This is a genomic window from Novosphingobium sp. (assembly GCF_027486195.1).
GTDB lineage: Bacteria > Pseudomonadota > Alphaproteobacteria > Sphingomonadales > Sphingomonadaceae > Novosphingobium.
Map to the genome: position 1 here is coordinate 1 of NZ_JAIXPP010000067.1, position 22,918 is coordinate 22,918.

The window sequence follows — 22,918 nt, forward strand, 5'->3', positions numbered from 1 at the left end:
GTGACCTCGCCCAGACAATCGCAGGCGAGCCATTTGTGATTCTCGCGCGCTGTCACGACGAGGGAGACGCAGGCCCGGTGATCGGCCTCGTTGCCATGGCCCGTGTACCAGCGGACCAAAGCTGCTCGCAGACCGTCGCCAATGGCGACGCGCCCGGTGCTACCTGTGGTGTCCTTGGCCACCAGCCACATGGTCCGACCCTCTTGACCGCCCCTTTTGTTCACTCTATGTTCGTCACATAGAGGAATTCTGTCTTATGAACAAGGTATTCGATCTCGGCCAGTTCGACCTCGATCTGACGCTCCGCGATGCATCGCTTGACCCTCTTGTGTCGCCTACGCGGCGCTCGCTCGCCAACGCGTCCATCGGCGTCGAAGCGTTCGATGCCTATTATTCTGCGCGCGAACTCTACGAAGCGCTGCAGGGGGTGTTCCAGGGCACGCCCGGTGCCAAGAACAAGCTGACGCAAGTGCTGTCGTGCCAGTGCGACGATTATCAGCGCTGCCTCTACTACACGCTTGCGGGGCGCGGCATCGTCCAGATGCTGGATGATCTTGAATGGCTGCTCGAGATCCTGCGCCCTCGCTGCCAGATGTCGGGGCAGCTCCTGCGTTCAGGCGAACGGCCCGCACCGCAGATCAATCCTTATGTCGCGAGTGAGCCCGACGGGCCGGTTCCGGCACGTTCGGCCGACTTCGTCGAGGGACCCTCGTGGTATCTCGATCCGTCGCTTGGCGGCCTTATCGAAGACTAGGCAGGCATCTGCCTGCCGGCCTTACCGCCAGAAATCAGGGATTGCGCAGGCCAAGCCGGTCGTCATCATCTACGAGCGAGATACGCCCTTCCCAGTCCCATAGGACGAGGTTGAGAGCGTCGGCGGGAGCGCCGCGGGCATAGCTTGGAACGACGATACCGACATAGCCTTGTGCAATCGCGGCCTCGGCCAAATCCTGCGTCGGCACTGGCTGTCCTGAGATCATCCGGTCCCGCCACGAAGGGTCAGCGAGCTCCGCTGGCGCCATGGCGAAAGGCTGCAGCGCGGCTGTGTCGCGGCCATCCAGCAAGGGCCCGATGTCGGCCTGATAGGCAACCAGGGTTGTCGGCTGCAACGTGCCGACCTGATTGGCCTCGCGCAGCGCCGTCTCGGGCGCGAGCGAAGTATAGAGCGCAGGGCGCCCCATGCGATTGAACCGTCCACCAAACCGGGCAGCCCCCTCCCCCGAGAGCGGTTCGCGGGACCAGACCGGATTGTGGGCGCGGTAGAGCAGCCCGGTGAAGTGCATGCGCTTAGGCGTGAATGCCGGCGTCGACGGCGTCGATATAGGTCAGCACGTCATCGGCCCGGTTGCTCTGTACGAGCTGCATTGCGGTCTGGCCCGAGAAGCCCGGCAACGGCTCAGAGCGGTACCAGGCATAAGCCAGCAAGGCCGACCCGAAGCGCGGTTCGACCTTGTTGAGGACCTCGACCATCTGGCGAAGGCGGCGTTGGGTACGATCCGACGCGATCCGGTCCTTGCGCTGGATCGCGTCCTTGCCGAGGCCCAGCGAGCGTGCGAGTTCGTCGCTGGTCGTGCGCAGCGCGTCGACGATCTTGCGCGGAGCAAACGCGCCGTTGTCAGCGTAGTTCTGAATCGCCATTGCAAAGCTCCATAAATTCTGACGCTATATAGCGTCATTATTTGCGGCATTCAAGCCGCCGGATGGATGGCACCGATATGGGTCATAGGACGACAACTTGCAGCTCGATTGCACCGGGAGGGTTCTCCCCCGTTGGCATCACACAGAAGGGCTGGAGCGCGTTGCTGGTTCTGACCACAGCATGGCTCTTGCCCGTCTTCGCGCTCATCCGGATGGCGACGCGCTCGGCATTGGCCCGCCCGCAAAGGATGCGGCGGCGCGGATCGAGGCTGGCAGAAGTCATGGAAAAGGCCCTCGCTACTGGGCTGCCGGGAAGAAGGTCTTGATCTTTCGGGCCGGACGGATGACCTCGAAGCGCCGCTCCATCAGCCGGGAGATGCGGTAGGCCCCGACGCCGTCGGGCGTCCGCAGCTCGATCTTGTTGCCGCGCTTGCTGACCCGGAATTCGCGGTGCTCGCTGCCGTCGGTAAAACGCAGCGGTTCGGGAAGCCGCAGGATGTCGCCGTCAGCGACCTTGCGCTCCTTGAGACGCAGCATGGCGTAACACCGGTTCCGCCAGTCCAGGGCATAGGGGTGTGAGGATGAGGTGAGCAGTTCCAGGATGCTTCGCGGGCAATTCGCCTCGACGGGGCCGGATTGTTCATCCATGTCCTTGTACCCGAAGATCAGGCCATCGGCTGCGTTCGGGTTCCAGCGGACCAGGCAGATAACCGCCGTCACGTAGAGCCTCTTGCGGTCTTCGCCGTAGCGCTCGACGGCTGCATAGTAGGTGCTACCGGTGAAAACGCTCTTGAGGACCCGGCACCCCCGGAACGGAGCATCTTCGCAGGCCTCCCGTTCGTAGGTCAGCTGATCGTCGAGATAGGCTTTGGGCGTTTCATGCCCTCCCATCCCTGCGCGGTGCATGTAGAGCCAGCCCATGTGCGTGTCCTTCAGATGAGCCCCGGCTGAGCCGGAGGTGCGATTTGCAGTTCGCGGGCGATCCGCGCTGTGAGTGCCGGAATGTCGGCAAGCGCGGTGATCGGAGCCTTGCGCATGACCGCGCCGGGGGGCTTCCAGAACGGGTTCCGCCAGGCGAGACCCGGTTCGCCGAACCGCTCGGGGCTGATGCGGATGTAGACACCGTCTGCTTCGAGCACATGCTCACCGGCGAGAGCCTCCTGCGAGGTGTAGTAGCTGATGCGGTAGGCGGAATGATCGAGCCCGATCCCGGCTGCGATCTGGCGCAGCGCGCGCGTACCCTCGCGCCGGTAGTGGCGCAGTTCTTCAGGACGATAGTCGATCCCGCGCTTGACCAGCGCAATGATCGCAGGTCGGTGTTTGAGCTCGCCGAGGCGCTCGATGCACTGTGCCCGCAAGCTCTGGTCGTCGGCCTCGCAGGTTGTCGGCCTTCCGTCGGCAATGCGCTGAAGGTGGCGAGTGAGGAGCAGAACCGCGGGACAGGTGGCGACCTGCCGGCCTGCGAGGCGCACATCATCGACGGCCTCGTTCAATGCTCGCAGCGCGGTCTCGAACGTCGTCAGCCCATCGGGCTCGAGCGCGCGGCGGTAACGATAATCGATGTCGCAGGACATGCGGCTTCCTTTCCATTGCAAGTGCAATGGCCTCCTCCCCCTCCCCTCAATGCAGACTGCGGTGATGTTTCCCTGAGCTTCTCAGGGACAGTGGCTCATAGATCATCGGCCGTAAGAGAGCCCCGGGAGCGACCTGTTCGAGGATTCTCGCAATCGCCGAGACCGCAGCGCCAGCCTCGGTTGTCTTGATGACCAAGGAGCCGTCCTGCCCCGGATCGGACACCAGTGACCAACCGGGTTCTCCTTTGCCGAGGAGGCTCTCCAGGACCGCATGACGGTTCCGCCCGGGGAACAGCACCCCAACATGGTCGCCGAGCGCTGCGCCAATGTCTGCAGAACCTCCGCTCGCAAGGTCGCTGGCATAGCGGCTCAGCTGCGCAAGCCGCACCGCGTCGTCTGCGGTTGGCTCAAGCGTAAGCCGGAACTGGCGCCTCTTCATGGGCTTCCTCCGCAGGTTCACTCTCATAGCCCGAATAGGCTGCAAGCAGGTTGAAAGCCTGATCGGCCTTGGCGGCAGCCGTGATGATCGCGGTCTTGTCGGATTTCAGGATATCGAGCCAATGGGCGATGTAGCTGGCGTGGCTTTCATGGAGGTCTGCGGGGAGGCCCAGCTCATAGCAGATCCGGGCACTGACCTGCTCCGCGACCAGTTCCTCGAAGGCGTAGGCCTTGTCGCCGAACCGCTTGCCGAATGTGCGCGCGAGCCGCGAGGGGTGCCCGCTCCAATGGCCGAGTTCGTGCGCTTTGGTGGCGACATATCCGTCCTCGGTGCGGAAGGCGCCGCGTTCTGGAAGCTGGATATAGTCTCCGCCCGGAGAGAAGAATGCACGGTCACCGCCATGGCGGATATCAGCAGGTATCGGAGCAAAGAAGGCCTGGATGGCCGCTGCCTTCACAGAGGGTTGCGGCGGTGCTTCGGGGACCGGACTGGGATAGAAATGCGGCGGCAGGCCTTCGATCTGCGAGGCATTGAAAACGCTGTAGGATCGCATGAACCGGATGGTTTTCGACGTCTCCTCGCCAGTCGCCTGATCTACGTCGGTCTTGCTAGTGCTGTTGAAATAGATGCTCGGCTCGGCCGTCTCACCCTTGCGCACTTGCCCGCCCAGTTCCTGAGCCTGACGATAGGTCATCCAGTAGCGCGAGGCGTAGCCGAAGCAGTCGGCGACAGCCCAGAGATAGAGGCGATTGATCCCGGTGTAGGGCAGTCCGCCTGCACGCAAGGGCGCGCCCCCTGCCCCGGTCTTTTTCCAGGGCCGCCGCCAGGGCATTGTGCCGGCCTCGATCCGTGCAATGATGAGATTGGTAATTTCCTGCGCGACATCGCGCTTTGGTCCGCGGCGCATCGGCATTTCCCTTCGTGGAAGAAGAAGGCCCGGCCACTCGAGTGAGCGACCGGGCCAGGACATCAGGAGGAGGGTGAGGCGTTCAGGCAGCCACTGCCGTGTCTGTGGCGGCGCCTTCGGGTTCCTCTTCGGCATCCGGCAGTGCGACCACCCCCTCGATCGCGTCGATGTCGGCCTTGCCGTCTTCGGAGGCATCAGGATCAGCGCTTTGTGCGCCCTCCGGCATGGCCGCACTGAACTTCATGGCCTCGGGCAGCCAGGCAAGGGCGGCTTCCTTGACCTCCTGCTCGATGATCGCCTTACCGGCGAAGATCGTCTCGCACGTCTTGGCGAGGTCCGCCTTCTTGGACGCCGCATAGCGCGCAGCGAGGTCACTTCCGCCAACCTCGGTCAGCGCGGCGAGGCAGGAAGTCTTGCTCACCCGGTCGAAGAAATTCTCGGCAGTCGGCCGCCACAGAGCCGCAACGTCGACATCGAGCATCGACCCAAGCACGGCATGAACCGGATGATACTCGGATCCATAGCCCTTCTTGGCCTCGAGCGAGAGCGCCACCGCATAGGCAAGCCAGGCCGCCTTGGCGTCGTCTTCGAGGTCGCGGAAGGCGATGAAACGGGCCGTAACACTGCCCTGCTCCTGCCACGCCTTGTCGAGACCATCCTCGGCCTCGGCGAGAATACCCTCGGCCGCGGATTGCGGCACCTCGCCGATCGCAGGATCGCTCGGCCGTCCCGCCTTGATCGAGGTGCCCTTCCCCTCATAGCTGCGATTGTCTGCAAGCGCGAAGATGGCGAAATCGAGGGCAAGCCCCGGATCGCCGAGCAGGCAGGCCGACAGGATATTGCGGCGCTGAACGGCGAGCTCGTCGAACAGCCTCGCGCTGATCGGCTTCTCGCTTCCGGGTGCGATCGCCTCAGGCCGTGCGGGAGCACCGCTTGCGCGGCTCCCTGAGGTCGGTGCCTGCTCTTCTGCCGTCGCGGTCACATTGCCTTGGTCATCGGTCTCGAACGACAGCCGCTTCTCGCTGAAGTAATCGGCCTCGAGAACCATCTCGCCGCGGGTGGTGAGCACGAGGAAGCGGCCGACTTCACTGCGCCATTCTTCGGGCAGCTCGCGAACCGGATTGTTGAGGTCGCTGCGTTCGGCATCAAGAGCCTCGTATTCGGCCTCGAGCTTTCCGAAATCGACGTCCTCTTGCTCTTCACCTTCATCGAAGATCGCGTTGATCTCATCTATCCGGGCATCGATCTCGTCGATGCGGGCGCGCGCCGTTTCCGAGAGGGGCACGGGCGGGAGCCGGACAGCGGAGACGCCCATCTCGCTTCGCGCCTGCCAGGAATTGCTGGCGGCCACCGGGCTGATCCAGGCGAGACCGGTCTCCGAGGTCAGGCGCTCGGCTTCCGCTTCCATCTTTTCGGAGGCGAGCCGGTGCGCGATCTCGATATCGATCCAGCGATCCTCGCCCGCATCGCTGAACAGATCCCGCTCGACCTTGCCGCCGGCAGCCACATAGGCATCTTCGCCGATCAGAAGCGCGATAGGGTCATTACCGCGCATCGAGCCGGTGGCGACCATGCGGCGAATGGCGTCGGCGCTGGGGTTGTAGGCATGGCGCATCTGCTCGAAGACGCGGATCTGCACTTCGTGCTGGTCGGTCGCAGCATAAGCTTTGGCGATTTCGAGGGTGATGTCGCCGGCGGCGAGTGCCTCGAAGATCGGCGCTGCCAGATTGGCAAGGCGCAGCCGGCCTTCGACGAACCGCTGGGTGAGTCCGAAGCGCTTGGCTACGGCCGCGATATCGCTGCCTTCCTTGATGAAATGCTGAAAGGCGCGGCATTCTTCAGCCGGAGACATGCCGACCCGCTGGAAGTTCTCGGCGAGCGAGGCTTCGCCCGCCGTCTCTTCGCTACCCTCGAGCAGCTTGCATTCGACTTCGGCATCCGCAGCCCAGGCCCCGCGATCGATGATCATGCCAATGGCCCGCAGGCGGCGGCCACCGGCGATCACCGCAAACTGGCCGCGCTTCTTGCTCTTGGTCACCAGCAGGTTCTGCAGGAGGCCGCGGGCCTCGATGTCCGCAGAAAGCTGCGCGTCGTCTTGGTCGTTGCGTGTTTTGCGCACGTTCGCATCGCTCAAATAGAGCTTGGAAAAGGGAATCAGCATCTCGGTCACTCCTGATCTGCTCCCGGCCATCACCGGGGCACAGATCCCCTCCCCCTCCCCTTGTTTGTCGGGTTCAAGCATTCAAGATCCTGTGCACTTGTCGCAGTCACCATGGGTTCAGCGCCTTCGGTGCTGCCTCCCATCACCGCATCAGGAGCGCCGCCAGCACGGCCTCTGCTGCCGTTGTCGGAATGAACACCCTTGTGCGGAACGAAATGATCTCGGTGAAACAGCCGATGCTCTTCAACCAGGGCAGCTGATCGACGGGGGCGCCAACGATCTCGTAGCGCTGCTCGTTGGCGACCCGCGAGGACTTGATGGTGGCCTCGAACGGTTGCTTGATAGGGATCGTCCGATGCTCGCCGAGCGCCTTGAGGATCGTTTGCTCCGAGAGTTCGACACTCGAGGTAATGTCGAACTTCTGCAAAAGGTTTGCGACGTCGAGCTCGTGAACGATGCGGCCGAGCCAGCTGCGTCCCTCCTCATTGACGATTCGCCTCACTTCCAGATAGTCGATCGGAAGGCTCGACCATATCGGCAGCAGCAGTCCTGTGGCGAGGTAGATCTTCTCGGTTGTCAGCTTCTCGGCCAGCTCGGCGACTTCGGCACACCAAAGTTGCTCGAAGGTCTCCCGAGGACATTCCGCCCACGCAGACTCGGCAAGATGATCAAGGTGATGGTATTCGCGGCGCAGCGGTCGGTGGAGAATGACGCGGCGGATCAGTTCGCCCCGATCGGTCATGAAATGCCGGGACGGCTCAGCCAGCGCCGCCCTGCCGCTCTTGGTATTGTGCATCAGCATGCACCCGTCCGACAGGTCGAGGCGCTGCTTCACCCTTTCCAGAGTGATTGGCCGGGTACGCGTCCTGAGCGCGAGCTGGAGGAGGTGCGAGGTCGCCCCGGTCCGTGCATCCGTCCGCAGCACAATATCTTCGATGACGTCGGCACTTTCGACCTGGATCGTTTCGACGCCCACATCGAGAGAACCGGCCTCACGCGCCGCGGAAACCCGGGCTTCGACGAGCCCGAGAAACTCATCGAAAATTGCGTTCTGTATGCCGATCGGCAGGGCAAGAATGCGGTTGAGCCACCGCTGGATCGGGGGAAGGTCTTCTTCGAGCACGCCATCCTGGGAGACGATCGTCAATCCGCTGCGTCGCTCGAAGTCGGACAAGGTCACGCTCTTCAGCGTTCCCTCTGCGAGGAGGCCGAACCAGCTGGTGAGCGCCGCCTTGGCATAAGGGCTTTCGAGATTGTCCGCCGGATCGAACAGATTCTGGCCGCCGGTCTGGCGCTGGCCACGCGTCAATGCCCCAAGGCTGTCGAGGCGCCGCGCGATCGTGCTGGTGAAGCGCAGCTCACCTTTGCAGTTGGTCGTGACCGGCCTGAATAGGGGGGTGTTCGCCTGATGGGTGCGGTGGGTGCGGCCGAGGCCCTGAATGGCCCGGTCAGCGCGCCAGCCCGGCTCTAGAAGGAAATGCACCCGGCGCTTCTGGCAGGGTGCGTCAAGGCTGGCATGGTAGGAACGCCCCGTTCCGCCTGCATCGCTGAAGACGAGAATGGGTTTGCGGCCATCCATGAACTGGTCGGTTTCCGACTGGTTCGTGCGGGGGGAGCGAGTTTCGAGGCGCTGGCTACCATCGGCCTGAGAAATGAGGCGCTTTGTGCGCCCGGTGACCTCTGCGACCTTGTCCGTCCCGTAGTGTTCGATGATGCCGTCGAGGGCAGGCTTGATCGGCGGCATCGCACAGAGGTGTTCGATCAGGTCGGCGCGCCGGGCGATCGCAGCCTGGTTGTGCACGGGGCGGCCGTCCTCGTCGAACATCGGCGTCGAACGGGTAGCACCGGTGTCGTCGGTGTAGAACGTCATCTGCTGGGTGGGAAAAGCGCGCTCGAGGTATTCGATGACCGCATCAAGCGGGCTGAGATCAAGGTCGAGTTCGGCCCGCTCTTCGGGTGAAAGGCTATCGAGCCTTCGGTCGAGGATGCTTTCGGCGGTCGAGACCAGCTGAACCACGACCACGTCATCCTGGTCCAGGTGCTTATTGATGGCGCTGATCAGAGTCGGGAGCTTCATCGAAAGCAGCAGCTGGTTGAAGAAGCGCTGCTTGGTGCTTTCGAAGCGGCTGCGGGCTGCGGCCTTCGCGCCGCCGTTCAGCGTGCTGCCGTCGATCTCGTCGACCACACCGGTCAGCGCGAGCGCCTCCTCCATGTTCTGGTGAATAATCGCCCAGGCATCCGCATAGGTGTCGTAGACAGCGATCTGCTGGGCTGTCAGGTCGTGCTTGAGAATCTCGTACTCGACCCCGGCAAAGCTCAGCGCTCGTGCCTGGTAAAGCCCAAGGGCCTTAAGGTCGCGCGACACCAGCTCCATCGCAGCGATGCCACCTGCCCTGATCTGGCTGATGAAATCCTCGCGGTTGGCAAACGCCGTTCCTGGTCCCCAAAGGCCGAGCCGAACCGCATAGGCGAGATTGTTGACTTCAGAGGCCCCGGTCGCCGAGGCATAGAGCACGCGGGCCTTGGGCAGATGGTTCTGGAGCATGACGCCGGCGATGCCCTGCTGGGAACCTGATTTGCTCCCGCGGGCGCCCTCGCCTCCTGCCACCCCGCCCATTTCGTGGCTCTCATCAAAGGCGATGACACCTTCGAAATCCGCCCCGGCCCAGTCCAGCAATTGCTTCAGGCGGGTCGCATCCTGCCTCTGACTGCGCAGCGTCGGGTACGTGACGAAGAGGATCCCCTCGCGGAACGGCACTGGCTGATCGATTTTCCAGCTGGAGAGCGGTTGAATGTCGGCAGTCATCCCGCCGATCGCGCTCCAATCCCGGCGCGCATCTTCGAGCAGGCTCTCGTTCTTGGATACCCAGATCGCCTTGCGGCGTCCGGCTAGCCAGTTGTCTAGAATGCAGGCGGCAATCTGTCGGCCTTTGCCCGCGCCAGTGCCATCACCGAGGAAGTAGCCCTTGCGGTAGCTGTGTCCGTCTTCGGCCAGAGTGAGAGCGACACCTTCGTCAGCCGGGACGAACAGGCCCGGCAGATACTGCTGCCAGGCATTGCCGGCATAGATCACCGTCTCGAGCTGCGCTTCCGAAAGCAGGCTTTCTTTGAGGATGCGGCCCTGCAGGCTGGGGCAATATTCCGGCACCGGCGCTGGTATGGAGCCCATGGCCACACTTTCCACCAGCGGGGTCGGGTGCGCCTTTGCACCATCGATGTCGATCCGGCTCGGGCGGTAGGGCAGATAGACACCGGCCTGCTCGCCCAGAGGGCGCGGCGTTGCCAGGCTGCGAAAGACAAGCGGCGATATCGATGGCGCTTCGATTACGCGCGGTTTTGCCGCAGGTGGCTTTGCACTTGTGCGCATCGCCTTGAAAAGCGTGCCGGGCTTGGTCTGCTGCCGTGCGTAAATTGGTGAAGCCTCGCAAGGACCGACTGCCCGCTTCACCACTGCAACCGCCGCGGCAATCTCGGCGACAGTCGATCGAGCGAGGATTGCAGGACGTATGTTTCCGGGAACCTTGTCGATCACGTAGAGGCGAACCGGCACGCTGGTCCCCTGCTTGTGGTAGCACCTGGCAAGGCGGCAAGCTGTTTGCACCGTGCAGTTCTCGAACGTCTGGTCATAGATTTTCGAGAGCCTAGCGCTGGTGGTGAACCAGTCCGGCATGATAGCGACAAGTCTGCCGCCAGGAGCCAATCGACCGAGCGCGGCGCGCAGATGGCGGACAGCAGCGAATTGATCGACGCCCCTTCCCTCCGAACGGGAGAACGGGGGGTTCATGAGAATCAGGCTGGGGCGCAGCGAAGGATCCAGCGCGGAAGCCAGCATCGCACCGTCGATCCCGGTAAGCTTGGCATGTTTGAACAGCAGAGCGAGTTTCTCACGGCGTTTGGGATCAAGCTCATTGAGGTGTAGCTGTCTGACTGTCGTTAGGCTGGCCACGAGCGCACCATGTCCCGCACTCGGCTCCAGCACGATGTCGTCTGGCCGGGGCTGCGCAAGGACAGTCGCGAGTGCCGCAAGATCGGCGGGCGTGGAGAACTGTTGAAACCGAATCTGGTCTTCGCTCCTGACCGTATGGGTTGGCAGTTGCTCAACCAGAAGGCTCAGGGCGGTGATGTCGTCTAGGCGCACCGGACGGGATAAGCCTAGCAGATGGCGGGTCATCCCTGCTTCGAGGAGGTCATAAGCATCGCGCTGTGCCCAGCGACCTTCAGCCGAACTTCCACCGTAGAGGCGCTTCATTGCGTCGAAGAGCGACATCTTGGTTAGCGATCCACTGGCAAGCTCCTGCGCGATTTCATCGATGGCCTGATCAAGGCGGGTGTCGAACTGGGTGAAGAGATCGGTCATGCGCTGCTCCTGATGCTGATGCGCATCAGAGCATCCCCCTCCCCTTCTGCCCCGACAGCGTGGGTGCTTGGAATTCCGCTAAAGGCGCAGACCTAGGTCCAGCTAGGAAAAGCGGCCGAGATTTCAGCCTCACGGCAAGAGAGAATCGTAGGCCAAATATGGCCATTAATTTGACCACAGGAAGCATATCGGCCATATATGGCCAATGCTATTCACCCTCCAAGATCAGCTGACGCACCTCGGTATGCGGATCAAGGCCCGCCGCCTGGCCCTCGATCTTACCCAGCAAGCGGCAGCTGCCAAAGCAGGCGTGGCCCATAGAACATGGCGGCGGATGGAGACCGAAGGCAGGGCGTCCATCGAAGACCTTGTTCGCGCTGCCATTGCACTGCGCTGCGATGAGGGCATCGTCGCGCTGTTTCCGCAAGTTCCGGCGACCAGCATGGATGAACTGCTTGCACAGCAGCGCCAGGCAGCCAAGCGGCAGCGCCAGCGTGCCAGCGGGCGCTCAGGCGGAATTGGGTCATGAAGCTGGCTCCGGGAACGCCTTTGGCGGTTGGACTGCTGACCGACGAGACTGCAGCGCCGCGTTCTGTCGGCAGGCTGGCGATGGATGGGGGCCTGGCTCAGCTCGAATGGTCGGCAGAGATCATCGCTGCGCGCCTTCCGATATCTCCGCTTCACTATCCGGCTGAGTCTGGCCTGCACCCTGCCCGCAGCCGAATATTCGAGGGCCTTCACGGTTTCCTTTCTGACTGCCTGCCCGACGCCTGGGGCTTGCTGTTGTTGAAACGGCGGCTTCAAAGGATGGGTCACCGGTTCGAAGATCTTGATGCGGTCGACCGGCTCGCCCTCGTGGGCACAAAGGGTCGAGGTGCCCTCGTCTTCCAGCCCGAAACGCTTGGGTTCGAGGCTTCATGTACCATCGATCTCGATGCCCTGGCCGATGAATCCCGTCAGGTTCTGCTCGGCGAGGAGACAGAGCTCGAAGCGCTGCTGGCACGCCTGGGCGGCGGCTCGGGCGGCGCGCGGCCGAAAGTTCACGTGGCGATTGACGCGGACGGCAAGCTGTCCGCCGGAGACGAGCTGGCTGCAACGGAACGGAAGAGCTCTGGTGAGGAATGGATCGTCAAGTTTCCAGCGACGAATGACCCTGCCGATATCGGGCCATTGGAGGAGGCCTACGCCCGGATGGCACGCGCCGCAGGGATTGTTATGGCAGAGACGCGATTGATCCCATCAGCGAACGGTCCGGGTCATTTCGCGACAAGGCGCTTCGATCGACCAGCACCGGGCAAGCGGCTACACATGGTCAGCCTCGGCGGAGCACTTGAAGCGTCGCCGCATATGCCCAGCGTCGACTACGACGGGTTCCTGAAGGCGACCTTGGCCATCACCTACAGCATGGCAGACGTCGAGCAGGCCTTCCGGCGCATGGTCTTCAACGTGCTTGCGCGAAACCGTGACGACCATGTTCGCCAGCACGCTTTCCTGATGTACGACCAAGGGGACTGGCGGCTTGCGCCCGCCTTCGACCTCACGTTCTCAAACGGCCCCGGCGGCGAGCATTACATGGCCGTGTTGGGCGAAGGTCGCACCATCACCCGTGAGCATGTCGAGAAGCTCGCAAAGGTCCATGGGGTTTCGCCGAAGCGTACGGCTTCCATCGTAGACGACGTTCGTGCAGCGCTTTCCGATTGGGCGTCATATGCACGTGACGCGGGGGTCGGGGTATCTATGGCTCCGGTGTCAGAGGGTTTAGGTTTGGTAGCGCAAGAGTTTGGCTGAGGGTGGCTTGACTCACCAAAAGCCGACAGTGCCCCGCTGAGGCCGAATCCGACCAGAATGCGTCGTTCGTATTTGGCAAGCGGCCGTCCGACGCCGACAAAAGCGGTCGTTCGGATCACGCTAGCCTGTTGGGCGGAAGCCGCCAACATTGCCGACATTCGCGCACAGATAAAGCTGCCTGATAGCTGCCGTACATTCTCAGCTGTCACATCCCGCTACCTATCTCAGAGCGGCAGGCTTGGTGAACGGCGACAGCGTCACCTAGGCCATCGGGCGCGGCCGCACCGGTCCAGCAATCAGCAGATGGCTGGGCCGCAACCGGCGGGACAGCCCGTGTAATCAATCCGTGATGGCGCGTCGAATCCCGCTCTGATAGAGGTCGACGCGGGAGCAAGATCCGCGTCGCGCCGGGACCGCGCTAAGGTCATGACCAAGAGAAAGGAGCGCTCATGTCTACCAAGCAAATCGTTGCGCTCCTGAACTCGCATGTCGAGGGCGATCAAGAACAGTTTCTCTCGATCGCCTTGCAAATCGCTGCTCAGCAGGCACGGGCTGGCAATGAGACCGACGCCAACGCGCTGAAGCGGCTGGTGCAGAAAGCGCGCGAGCGCCAAGGCGGAGCGCCCTCGGGCCAGACGCCGATCCCGTTGGCGCGACCGCGTGGTGAACTACAGGGACTGGTCGAAAGCGCCTATCCCAAGACCACGCTTGCCAACATGGTGCTGACCAACGCCATTCGTGCGCGCCTCGAACGCGTCGTGCGCGAGCAGGGCCAACGCGCTGTGCTTCGCGACCATGGGCAGATCCCGGCGACGCACCTGCTGCTTGTCGGGCCGCCGGGAACCGGCAAGACGATGACTGCCGCCGCGCTCGCCGGCGAACTACGTCTGCCGTTGTTCACAGTGAAGCTCGAATCCCTGTTCAGCCGCTTCTTTGGCGAGACCGCTGGAAAGCTGCGGCTCGTCTTCGATCAGATCGCCCAGACCCGCGGTATCTATTTGCTCGACGAATTCGACGCGATTGGCTCCAGGCGCGGCGATCCCAATGATGTCGGCGAAATCCGTCGCGTCCTGAACTCGGTCTTGTCCTTCATGGAAGAGCCCAACAGCACCGACAGCATCGTCATTGCTGCGACGAACCATATCGAGATCCTGGACAAGGCGCTCGCTCGCCGCTTCGACGAGGTCGTCGAATATCATGTACCCGATCACGAGGCGGCTCGCATTCTGCTGACGCGGCGACTGGGCAAGCTTCGCCTGACGGCAAAGGCCTGGAGTTTGATCGCGCCGATGACCGATGGCCTCAGTCAGGGTGAACTCGTGCGCGCCGCAGATGCCGTGCTCAAGGACGCGATCTTGGAAAACGCCAAATCGATCGATGTCGCGCGGCTAAGCACTGCGCTCGAAGACCGGCAATCTTTCCGCCGGCGCTTTCAAGCGTAATGACATCCCGATCTCGCCAGTGAGGGATTAACCGGAACCGTAAAGTCAGGCGGGGGAATCATGTCCGAAGGTGAGGCTGGCGCGGGACCGCTGCCGCATATCCCCATCGTGCGCTGGAAAGACGACGCGCAATATGTCTATCCCAAGTCGAAGCGCGATCCCCGCGAGCGGCGCGCGGATTATCATGCGCATGCCGAGACGCTGTTGGCGCAGCTCGCCGACGCGCTGGGCGCGCTTCCTGCAGCCGGCGCCGACCGGCGAATCGCGGTTCCCGGGCACAAGCGCGGTGTCCTCGTCGAACTGGAGACGATGCCGCCGACACCGCAGGCTAAGGCCACCAAGATCCCGGCCGGCCTCGAATTCGCCGCCCAGCAGATCGCGTTGCTGCGCTCCGAACGCGGTGAAGACCGCACCGAGCGGGCGATCCTGTTCGTGCCTGATGACGCGCGCGCCTTCCTTCAGGCAAGGATCATCGCTTATGGTGAGGAAGATCTTGGCAACCGCGAGCGCCCCGATATCGACAAGTTCGAGGTCGTCGAAGCCTTCCATAAAGCCAGTGCGCGTGACCTGATCGCGGGCACGCCCGATCTCCAGTCGCCCGACACGCGCTGGTGGGAATTATGGCTGCGACGGCCCGATGCCGTGGTCAATGCGGTCGTAGCCGCCGCCCAGGCCATGAACCTCGACGTCCATGCCGACCGCTTGATCTTCCCCGATACGATGGTGCTGTTTGTTCATGCCAGCGCCGCCGCAATCCTCCAGCTCGCTGATCGGCTGCACGGCACGATCAGCGAAATCCGGGCCGCGGCGCAGGTGGTCGAACCTTTGCTCGATACCGGTGAACATGGCCTTGGGCAGCACGCACTCGTCGAGGATTATCTCGCGCGTCTCACCCCGCCGCCCAAAGGCGCGCCGAGCATCTGCATCCTCGATTCCGGCGTTGCCGGCGCGCACCCTCTGGTCGCACCGGCACTCGCCGGCGCCTGGGCGGTCAACGCCGCATGGGGACTGGATGATCATGCCGATCATGGCGGCCACGGCACAGGCATGGCCGGTCTCGTCGTCCATGGCGATATGGCCGGCCCGCTTTCCGATGGCCGCACGGTCCCGCTCAGCCATCACGTTGAATCGGTGAAATTCCTGCCGCCCGCCGGCTTTCCCGCCACTGAGCCGCCGAAATACGGCATCGTCACTCAATCCGCGGTAGCGACCGTCGAGATCGAGCGGGCAGGCGTGCCACGCTGCTTCTGCATCGCATCGTCGACCGAGGATCTCAGTCCGGACGCGCCATCGAGCTGGAGCGGCGCGATCGACCAGATCGCTTCGGGTGCGATGCCGGGCGATCGGCAAGACAATGTCGCCGCCAAGGATCATCCCAAGCGGCTCGTTATCATCGCCACTGGCAATATGCAGGGTGGGCTCAAGGCCGCTGTTGAACAGCATCATTCGCTGGAAGACCCGGCGCAAAGCTGGAACGCGCTCACCATCGGCGGCTATACGGCCAAGGTCGAGCTGTCCGCCGCAGACCCGGCGTTGACCCCACTTGCAGAGGCCAACCACAAAAGCCCGTTCAGCCGCGGGTCGCAGAACCTTCCGCCCGACCTCACACCGATCAAGCCCGAAGTGCTGTTCGAGGCTGGCAATATGATGGTCGACGGCGCGGACTATTGCGGTTGGCATCCGGCGGTATCGCTGGTGACCTCCGGCAAGGACCTCGCCACAGAGCCACTTGTGCCCTTCTGGGCGACGAGTGCGGCGACCGGGGTGGCCGGCAATTTCGTCGGCCAGCTGATGGCGGCACTGCCGGGCTACTGGCCCGAAACCTACCGCGCGCTTACCGTCCATGCCGCTGACTGGCCGCAGCCAATCCGGTCCAAGCTTATTGGCCGGGGACGGTCGTGGAAGGGCATCACTAAGGCCGCCAGGCAGAGCCTTCTGCGCGAGGTCGGCTTCGGCGTTCCCAATCTCGAGCGCGCCATCGCTTCAACGAAAAATGACATCACGCTAATCGCAGAGGCCGAGATCCAGCCTTATGCGCTGACCGACGATGGCCGCGCCGTGTTCAACGCTATCCATTTCTACGACCTTCCATGGCCCCGCGGGGGTCTGCAGGCGCTAGAGAATGCGTCCGTAACGATGAAGGTGACACTGTCCTATTTCGTCGAGCCAAACCTGTCGGGGCGAGCAGGCACGCGGCCCGATACATACCGCTCTTTCGGCCTTCGCTTCGCGCTCAAGAAGCGGACCGAGACCGCGCGCGATTTTCGGGCGAGGCTCAGCAAGACCGACGAGGCGGCGGAGAAGGTCGGTGCCGAGACGGACTATTGGCTGCTTGGCCCGCAGGCGATGCAGGCCGGTTCGCTCCACTGCGACCTGTGGCGTGGTCCTGCGGTCGACCTTGCCGCGCATGACGAAATCGCGATCCTGCCTGTCGGCGGCTGGTGGAAGTCGCATCTCGGGCAGAAGCGAGCCAACGACAAGGCGCGCTATGCGCTTGCCATCTCGATCAGTGCGCCCGACCTGGATGTCGATCTCTATGCCGAGGTGACGGCAGAGATCGAAGCACGAATCGCCGCCGAGGTCGTGGTGCCGGGCGCGCCCGGAGCCTGAGGGCGCAAGCGACCCATGGCCGCAAGCTTGGCGAGATCCAAGTCATCCGTCCGCCTTGGTGGTTGCGGCGTTCTCAAACAAGCGGGGAAGATTGTCGCCCGTGTCGCTAGGCACACGCCTCATGACCTGCCCTTGTTGACAGCGGATCTCGTGAGATGAATTTAGGGCAGCTCATGGCCAATGATTTCTGAAAGTGGACGTTCCGGAGTGTCCGCAATCGTGGCCACTTAGAGCCTCATCAGCTGACGTCGGCTGTTGGCCAACTATGCCGTTCGATGATCGGCCTGGAAACGACGGCTTTGTCCCAAGAGACGCCGGTGGCCCACCGGCAGTAGTCGACCAGAATGCGACATCAAGGTGCCGTTCGGTAACCGTCTCCTTGCAGCCTGAGCTGCCGGTCCCGGCACCGACGATGCGCAATTGCAAAGTGCCATCATGACGCGAGAGCCTAAGTCCGCACTCTACATGCGAGGTTCCGGCACCAGCGGCAGCCAGGCCTCGCTGCTGTCATGCCTGCTGATCACCCAGTCAGGACGAATGGCGGGCAGCCCATCATGCGGTTGGACGACAGGGCCACCGTTCGGTTTGTCCGACCCCGCGTTTCGCGCTCGCCGCGACAACCGTTGCCGTCATCAGCAGGGCTGCGTTCACGATCAGGAGTGGGCTGGGGCCCAAGCCTGAAACCGCAAGATGGGCGGCCCCCGTGCAACCGAGGACAGGGGCCGCAGCACGTTGCAGCGAATAGTCAGAGGCAAGGCGCGGCCAGGCCGCCGCGACAGCCATCATGGCGGCGAGCATCAGCCAGAATAGCATGGCCAGCGGTGTATCCGGCCCGAGAAGCCAGCGTGCCCACAGGGCGATCACCAGCACGAGCGGAGCGCCCCAGACCACTGTGCGCCAGCTTGCGGCAAGCCGCGTCACGTCGTGCCCGGCGCGTTCGCGCTTGCGCAGCCACAGCGTGGTCCCGGTTGCCGTGATGACGCACAGCGCAAGGCCCATCGCGACGTAGGCAAGCGCCACCGGAAGCCCGGCAAAGGTCCCGAAGTGCAGGCGGTAGATTGATGCAAGGGCTTGCCGACCGGTTTCCCGGTCGGAGAGGCCAACCTTGCCGAGGTAGTCACCCGCAGCATTGAAGCGATAGGATTCGCCATAGATCAGGCGGCGAGGATGTTCGGCAAGGATCTGGATCCACTGCCCCCGGGTGCCGGGATGATCGATGATCACATAAGTCGGTCGCACGTCCGGAAAGCGCGCGGTCAGGCTCGCCAGTGCCCGCGCGGTGTTGGCGAGCGGCGCCGGTGCCGGATCTTCTCGCGGTTCCTCGCCAAAGATCATGCCGTAGATTGCCAGCATGTTGCCCCCGGCATCGCTGCGGGCAAGCAGTGCGACGCTTGCCGACCCAAGGCCGATCACCGCACCGGTCAAAGCGATAGTCAGGGCAAAAGGCAAGGTCCAGGTGCCCAGCCGGTTGTGCCAGTCGGCGCGCGCGATCCGCGGTTCGTGGCGCGCGCGCAGGCTAAACGCATCCTGGAAAATCTTCGGCAGCGCGAGAACGCCGGTCAGCGTGATGGCGGCAAGAGCCACGCCGATGCCACCGACAAGGAGCATGCCCCAGGTCACCGGCAAGGTCAGGTTTATATGCAGCGCAAGCAGAAACTCGGTCCATGCGCTGGCCTCGCGCATCATGGGACGGCCCGCGCCATCAACGTACCAGGAAGCGTGATCCGTTGTCACTGCCGTGCGCGGGAGATACTCATCCGGCAAGCGTACGTAGATGTGGGTGGTCGGCGATTTGCCCGCATCGCGCGCCAGTGCGGCGGCGATCGCGGCCTCTACGGCGGCAGGTTCGATGGCGTCATGCTCGGGTGCAGATGGCTGCTCCCAGCGCTGAAGATGCGGAGCAACGACAACGAGGGCGCCGCTGAGCGCGATGATGTAGAGCAGCGCCGATGCCAGCAAGGCGACCGCGCTGTGCGCGGCAAGGGCGCGCTGCGCGAGGCTGGGCTTTTGCGGTTCTTCGGCGTTCATGCAAGGCTCCACAGTGCGAGACCGGCAACCGCTGCGAATGCGAGCGGACGAAGCATCCGGACCGGGCCGGGTTCCAGCATCTGCCAGACCATCAGCAGCGCCCAGATCGTGGGCGCCAGAAACAGGTTGAGCGCAACGCTGTCTGCACCTGGCGGTCCGCCTCTGCGCAACAGGGCCTGACTGGCATAGGCGAGCCACAATGCGGCACAGAAGGCGCAGGGGACGACCAGCACGAAAACCGCAAGGCGGCGGGCGAGCGCGATCTCCTTGTGGCCGGCGGGCAAGGCCGATTTTCTCGGTTCCCGGCGCGGCGCCCGTGGTGCGGATCGCGCGCCCGCGTGCAGGACGAGCGCCAACGCGGCAACGATGCCGACGACAAAGCCGGTCGCGATCCCCCAGGCGCCGGAATGAGCGCCCAGCATGATGATGGCGCTCGCGCCAATCGCCCAGCCGGTCAGCGCGATGCCGCGGCGCATGCTCCAGCCCAGCCGGACGAGACCGAGCGCCAGGGCCGTCAGGGCCCAGCTGGCCGGAAGTACAAGCGCCGCCGCCGACACCGCCTCAGTACCGCACGGTCAGCGTGCCGAGCGCAGTCCTCGGCGCGGCGTAGAAGCTCTGCCCGAACGTCAGCGACGACAGATACTGCGCATTGGTTGCGTTGCGGACATTGGCGCTGAGCGAGACGTGCGGTGTCAGGGCATAGCTTGCCAGCAGATCAAGCACCGCATAGCGGTCCTGCGCAAGGATGATGGGATCGCCGGACGTCGTCGAAAGCGCGCCGGTGTTGAGCGTGAAGCGCCCGTTATATTGCAGCGAAGCGCCCAGCTTGAGCGCCTGCAGCGATGGCGGGGAGTAGGCGAGGTTGAGCTTGGCGGTCGTGCGCGGCACAAAAGTCCGCGCGGGCGTGCCGTCCTCGTTCCTGATCCGCATCGCGGTGAAGCCGGCGGTCAGTTGCAGGCCGGGCACCGGCGATCCGGCCAGTTCGAGTTCCAAACCTTCCGACCTTGAATCCACCCCGATATAAATCGTGCGGCCCCGGACCGTATCGAACCCCGCCGCCTGCGCGGTATTGTCCTGCCGTGCGCGGAACACGGCAGCGGTGGCTAGCAGGCGCCCCTGCGCCAGTTCTGCCTTGATGCCCGCCTCCAGATTGTTGCCTTCGATCGGATCGAGCAGCCGGTTGTTCGCATCGTATTCGGTCTGCGGGTTGAAGATGGTGGCATAGCTTGCATAGACCGTCACGCGCGGGGCAATGTCGAACGTCGCACCCACGAAGGGCAGGAACTTGCCGCGATTGTAGTTCTGCTCGGCGCCGTAGGACACGCCGGCACTGCGCGCGCGGGTGTAGTTTCCGCCCAGCATGAGCCGAAGCGGTTCGGCAAGGTGCAGACGGGTGAGGCCATAGACCGTTTCCTGCCGCCGGTTGATGTTGAGGCTTTCGGTGAAGGCAGGAAAGTCCGGTTCCGGGAATGTGCCCGAGAAGAGCTGATCTAGCGGCACCGAGACGCCGACCGTGCTGAAATCATAGGCCGAGTTCTGGATGTAGCGCTCGGCACTGCGGACAAAGCCGAGCAGAACGTCGTGCTGGCGTCCGCCGGCCGGAACTTTGCCGGATACGTGCGCGTCGATGGTCAGGTTGCGCGTGCTGCCAAGGAACGCGCCGGGATAGCTGAAGATGCCGAGCCCGGTGGCGCGGTCGGGGTTGCCATAGACATAGAACAACTTGTCGTTCTCGTCGTTGGCGCGGCGCAGGACGGTGAGCGTCGCGGTCCAGCCCGGGCCAAAGTGATGCGTGATATCGCCGAAAGCCTGCCGTTCAGTGACCTGCCAGCCAGCCCAGTCCGGCCCGGTGTTGTCTGAACGGCCGAATGCGACGGGCGTCCCATCGGTATAATACAGCGGCACCGCGCCCCATTGGGCCGCCTGGCTGCGGTGGTTCTGGTGGGCATAACCCGCGCTGGCCACCGTATCGGGGCCAAGATCGGCCTCGATGATGCCATAGCCGGTCCAGCGCCGAAGCTGGTAGCGATCAAGGTAGCTGTCCGTATCGAGGTAGGCACCGACCGCGCGCGCGCGTACCGATCCGTCAGTGGTCAGCGGCACGCTGACATCGCCGTCGAGCCGCAGATTTTCGTAGGAGCCATACTGCGCCGATGCAGTGACCCGCGCATCGCGATAGGGGCGCTTGCGGATGAAGTTGACGACGGCCGACGGATTGCCGGTGGGCGATAGCAAGCCCGGTGCGCCGCGCACCACTTCGATGCGGTCATAGATCGCGGTGTCTAGCGAGCCGGTCTGGATGCCGAACGCGAACGGCATGCCCACACCATCGATCTGGAATGTCTGGATGTCGTAGCCGCGGGCCGAATAGTAGACGCGGTCGGTCTCCGCAGAGAGCACGCTGACGCCGGGGACCGTGGCGAGCAACTGGTTGACGTCGTTGAGCTGGAAATCCTCGATCTGCGAGCGGGTGACCACGCTGACCGATTGCGGCGTTTCGCGCTGGCTGAGCGGCAGACGGGTAGCGGTGCGCTGCTCGTTCACGCCGTAGTCCTCAAGGCCTTCGGTGCGCTGGCCCGTCACGACAATCGTCGAATCCCGTTCGGCTGCCTCACCGGCCGCTTCGCCGGTTCCGGTCTCGGCAGCCAGGTCGCTCGCCGGAGCGGCATGATCGGCGCTTGCCGGCACAGCGCTGGCGGCCGCAGCAAGAAGAAGGGGGACGAGCGTTGTCATAGGCGGTGTCTTTCGGGTCTGGTGCTTTAGGTCGCCTCCGCTGTGCCAGCTAGTATTTGCTAATGCAAGTGATTCGCATTTGCATTACAAGGTGGGGCGAACCGACGTTTCCCAGACTGCGCCCCCAATCACCTTGCCAGCATCGCCTTTGCGCGGGTTGACGCAAACTCACAGCGGTCGTCCACGTGCCGATATGCAAGCCGTCAAGTCACACCTTGCTTGCTGTCCGAGCAACCGAATTGCTATCGTAATTCTCCCCCAACGGACCGTTCGCGGGACCTCAGGTTTCCGCTTTGGAGCTGCCTCTAAACTCGTATGGATGGAGTGACTGGAAAGTCCCATCTTTCGTCATTCGCCGATGCTACTGCGCCGACGGTTGATCCATTCGTTGAACTCCGCCCAGTCGATGCCAGAGTTTGGAGACCTTCGCGAAATTCGGAGGCCGGGTCTGGCGTAGGTCTTGGTCGCTTGATGCGCTGCATTCTGTCCAGGTGCATCGTTGTCCTTGGCAATGATCAGCGTATGGAGCTCCTTCGGAAGCTTGAGGAGCGGCAAGCGAGCAGCGCCCATGGCCGCCCAGCAGGTCACGCCGGTTAGACGGGTGAAGGCGGCCGCGTCTTCGAAGCCTTCCGCAATTGCCAACACCCCATCAGACAGTGTCGGTTGCCATGCCCCCTGCCCGCAGCTCCCCAGCAAGAACTTGCCGCGATGTCGGCCTGATCTAGGGTCCAGGATGATCCTTTGAACCGCCACAAGCCGGCCTAGGTCACGCACGGCCACAAGCAGGGCTTGATGAAACGCAGTGTTTGGCTTTCGGCCAAGAGGGCACCGCGGATGGAACCGGATGTCGGGGAGGTCCGGGAGCAGACATCTGCCAACGAGATAGCGCTCTCCCAGCGTTCCATGAACGTTGATCGCATCATCCCAAAGGCGCTGAGCCTGTCGCCTAGAGTCCAGACTTCTAGCGGGACGGGGTTCGATGCCTTGAACTCGATCTGCACTCCGCAAGGCACGTATGATGTCCCTTGGATTGCAGCCGGCAAAGCAATGCACGAGGACCCCTGATATGCCTTGGCGGATCGATAATGAGGGCGTCCTGTCGTCATGAGCAGGGCATCGGCACATAGCGTAGGAGCCGTGCCATGTGCCGCGCAGAGCTGTGACAAGGTTGACCGTGTCCTGAGTTGGTCGGAGTGCTGTTAGGATCATGAGCTTCACTCCCCCCTCCCCCCCTTCCCTCC

At 63.4% G+C, this 22,918-nt stretch carries 17 protein-coding genes and 1 pseudogene; 5 read left to right on the forward strand and 13 right to left on the reverse strand.

Annotation, left to right across the window (positions count from 1 at the left end; genetic code table 11):
• Positions 1-191: pseudogene (locus Q0071_RS12555) on the reverse strand (hypothetical protein); the annotation flags it as partial.
• 65 nt (positions 192-256) lie between these two features.
• Between Q0071_RS12555 and Q0071_RS12560 the strand changes: the two are divergent.
• Complete coding sequence (locus Q0071_RS12560; RefSeq protein WP_217373630.1) at positions 257-754, forward strand: hypothetical protein; 498 nt, start codon at positions 257-259, stop codon at positions 752-754.
• 34 nt (positions 755-788) lie between these two features.
• Here the strand turns inward: Q0071_RS12560 and Q0071_RS12565 are convergent, their stop codons facing one another.
• The 8 genes from Q0071_RS12565 to Q0071_RS12600 form a co-directional block, all read right to left on the reverse strand.
• Positions 789-1,283, reverse strand: a complete 495-nt coding sequence (locus tag Q0071_RS12565; protein WP_298169683.1) for an RES family NAD+ phosphorylase — start codon at positions 1,281-1,283, stop codon at positions 789-791.
• Between the two features lie 4 nt (positions 1,284-1,287).
• Positions 1,288-1,638 (reverse strand): antitoxin Xre/MbcA/ParS toxin-binding domain-containing protein, encoded by a 351-nt coding sequence (locus Q0071_RS12570; RefSeq protein ID WP_133722890.1) that lies wholly within the window; start codon positions 1,636-1,638, stop codon positions 1,288-1,290.
• 82 nt (positions 1,639-1,720) lie between these two features.
• A complete protein-coding gene (locus Q0071_RS12575) occupies positions 1,721-1,921 on the reverse strand; it encodes a hypothetical protein (protein WP_298169691.1) in 201 nt (66 codons plus the stop codon).
• A 14-nt stretch (positions 1,922-1,935) separates the two neighbouring features.
• Complete coding sequence (locus Q0071_RS12580) at positions 1,936-2,559, reverse strand: hypothetical protein (RefSeq protein WP_298169693.1); 624 nt, start codon at positions 2,557-2,559, stop codon at positions 1,936-1,938.
• Positions 2,560-2,570: 11 nt separating this feature from the next.
• A complete protein-coding gene (locus tag Q0071_RS12585) occupies positions 2,571-3,212 on the reverse strand; it encodes a hypothetical protein (protein ID WP_298169696.1) in 642 nt (213 codons plus the stop codon).
• Positions 3,213-3,619: 407 nt separating this feature from the next.
• Positions 3,620-4,558, reverse strand: a complete 939-nt coding sequence (locus Q0071_RS12590; RefSeq protein WP_086740700.1) for a zincin-like metallopeptidase domain-containing protein — start codon at positions 4,556-4,558, stop codon at positions 3,620-3,622.
• 82 nt (positions 4,559-4,640) lie between these two features.
• Positions 4,641-6,719: a ParB/RepB/Spo0J family partition protein gene (locus tag Q0071_RS12595; protein ID WP_298169782.1), complete on the reverse strand. Its 2,079-nt coding sequence runs from the start codon at positions 6,717-6,719 to the stop codon at positions 4,641-4,643.
• A gap of 142 nt (positions 6,720-6,861) precedes the next feature.
• A complete protein-coding gene (locus tag Q0071_RS12600) occupies positions 6,862-11,076 on the reverse strand; it encodes a strawberry notch-like NTP hydrolase domain-containing protein (protein WP_298169701.1) in 4,215 nt (1,404 codons plus the stop codon).
• Between the two features lie 205 nt (positions 11,077-11,281).
• Here Q0071_RS12600 and Q0071_RS12605 point away from each other — a divergent pair, with 205 nt between their 5' ends.
• From Q0071_RS12605 to Q0071_RS12620, 4 genes are all read left to right on the forward strand, one after another.
• Positions 11,282-11,605, forward strand: a complete 324-nt coding sequence (locus Q0071_RS12605; RefSeq protein WP_022675526.1) for a helix-turn-helix domain-containing protein — start codon at positions 11,282-11,284, stop codon at positions 11,603-11,605.
• Positions 11,602-12,864, forward strand: a complete 1,263-nt coding sequence (locus tag Q0071_RS12610) for a type II toxin-antitoxin system HipA family toxin (protein WP_298169707.1) — start codon at positions 11,602-11,604, stop codon at positions 12,862-12,864. Before Q0071_RS12605 ends, Q0071_RS12610 begins: the two co-directional genes overlap by 4 nt.
• A gap of 449 nt (positions 12,865-13,313) precedes the next feature.
• Complete coding sequence (locus tag Q0071_RS12615) at positions 13,314-14,306, forward strand: ATP-binding protein (RefSeq protein WP_298169710.1); 993 nt, start codon at positions 13,314-13,316, stop codon at positions 14,304-14,306.
• 60 nt (positions 14,307-14,366) lie between these two features.
• Complete coding sequence (locus Q0071_RS12620) at positions 14,367-16,916, forward strand: S8 family peptidase (RefSeq protein ID WP_298169713.1); 2,550 nt, start codon at positions 14,367-14,369, stop codon at positions 16,914-16,916.
• Between the two features lie 552 nt (positions 16,917-17,468).
• Here Q0071_RS12620 and Q0071_RS12625 read toward each other — a convergent pair.
• The 4 genes from Q0071_RS12625 to Q0071_RS12640 all read right to left on the reverse strand — a co-directional run bounded on the left by Q0071_RS12625 (position 17,469) and on the right by Q0071_RS12640 (position 22,319).
• Positions 17,469-18,944, reverse strand: coding sequence for a PepSY-associated TM helix domain-containing protein (locus Q0071_RS12625; protein WP_298169716.1), 1,476 nt, complete (start codon positions 18,942-18,944; stop codon positions 17,469-17,471).
• A complete protein-coding gene (locus Q0071_RS12630) occupies positions 18,941-19,501 on the reverse strand; it encodes a hypothetical protein (protein WP_298169719.1) in 561 nt (186 codons plus the stop codon). Before Q0071_RS12630 ends, Q0071_RS12625 begins: the two co-directional genes overlap by 4 nt.
• Positions 19,502-19,505: 4 nt before the next feature.
• A complete protein-coding gene (locus tag Q0071_RS12635) occupies positions 19,506-21,677 on the reverse strand; it encodes a TonB-dependent siderophore receptor (RefSeq protein ID WP_298169721.1) in 2,172 nt (723 codons plus the stop codon).
• A gap of 348 nt (positions 21,678-22,025) precedes the next feature.
• A complete protein-coding gene (locus tag Q0071_RS12640) occupies positions 22,026-22,319 on the reverse strand; it encodes a toprim domain-containing protein (protein WP_298169724.1) in 294 nt (97 codons plus the stop codon).
• Between the last annotated feature and the right edge of the window lie 599 nt (positions 22,320-22,918).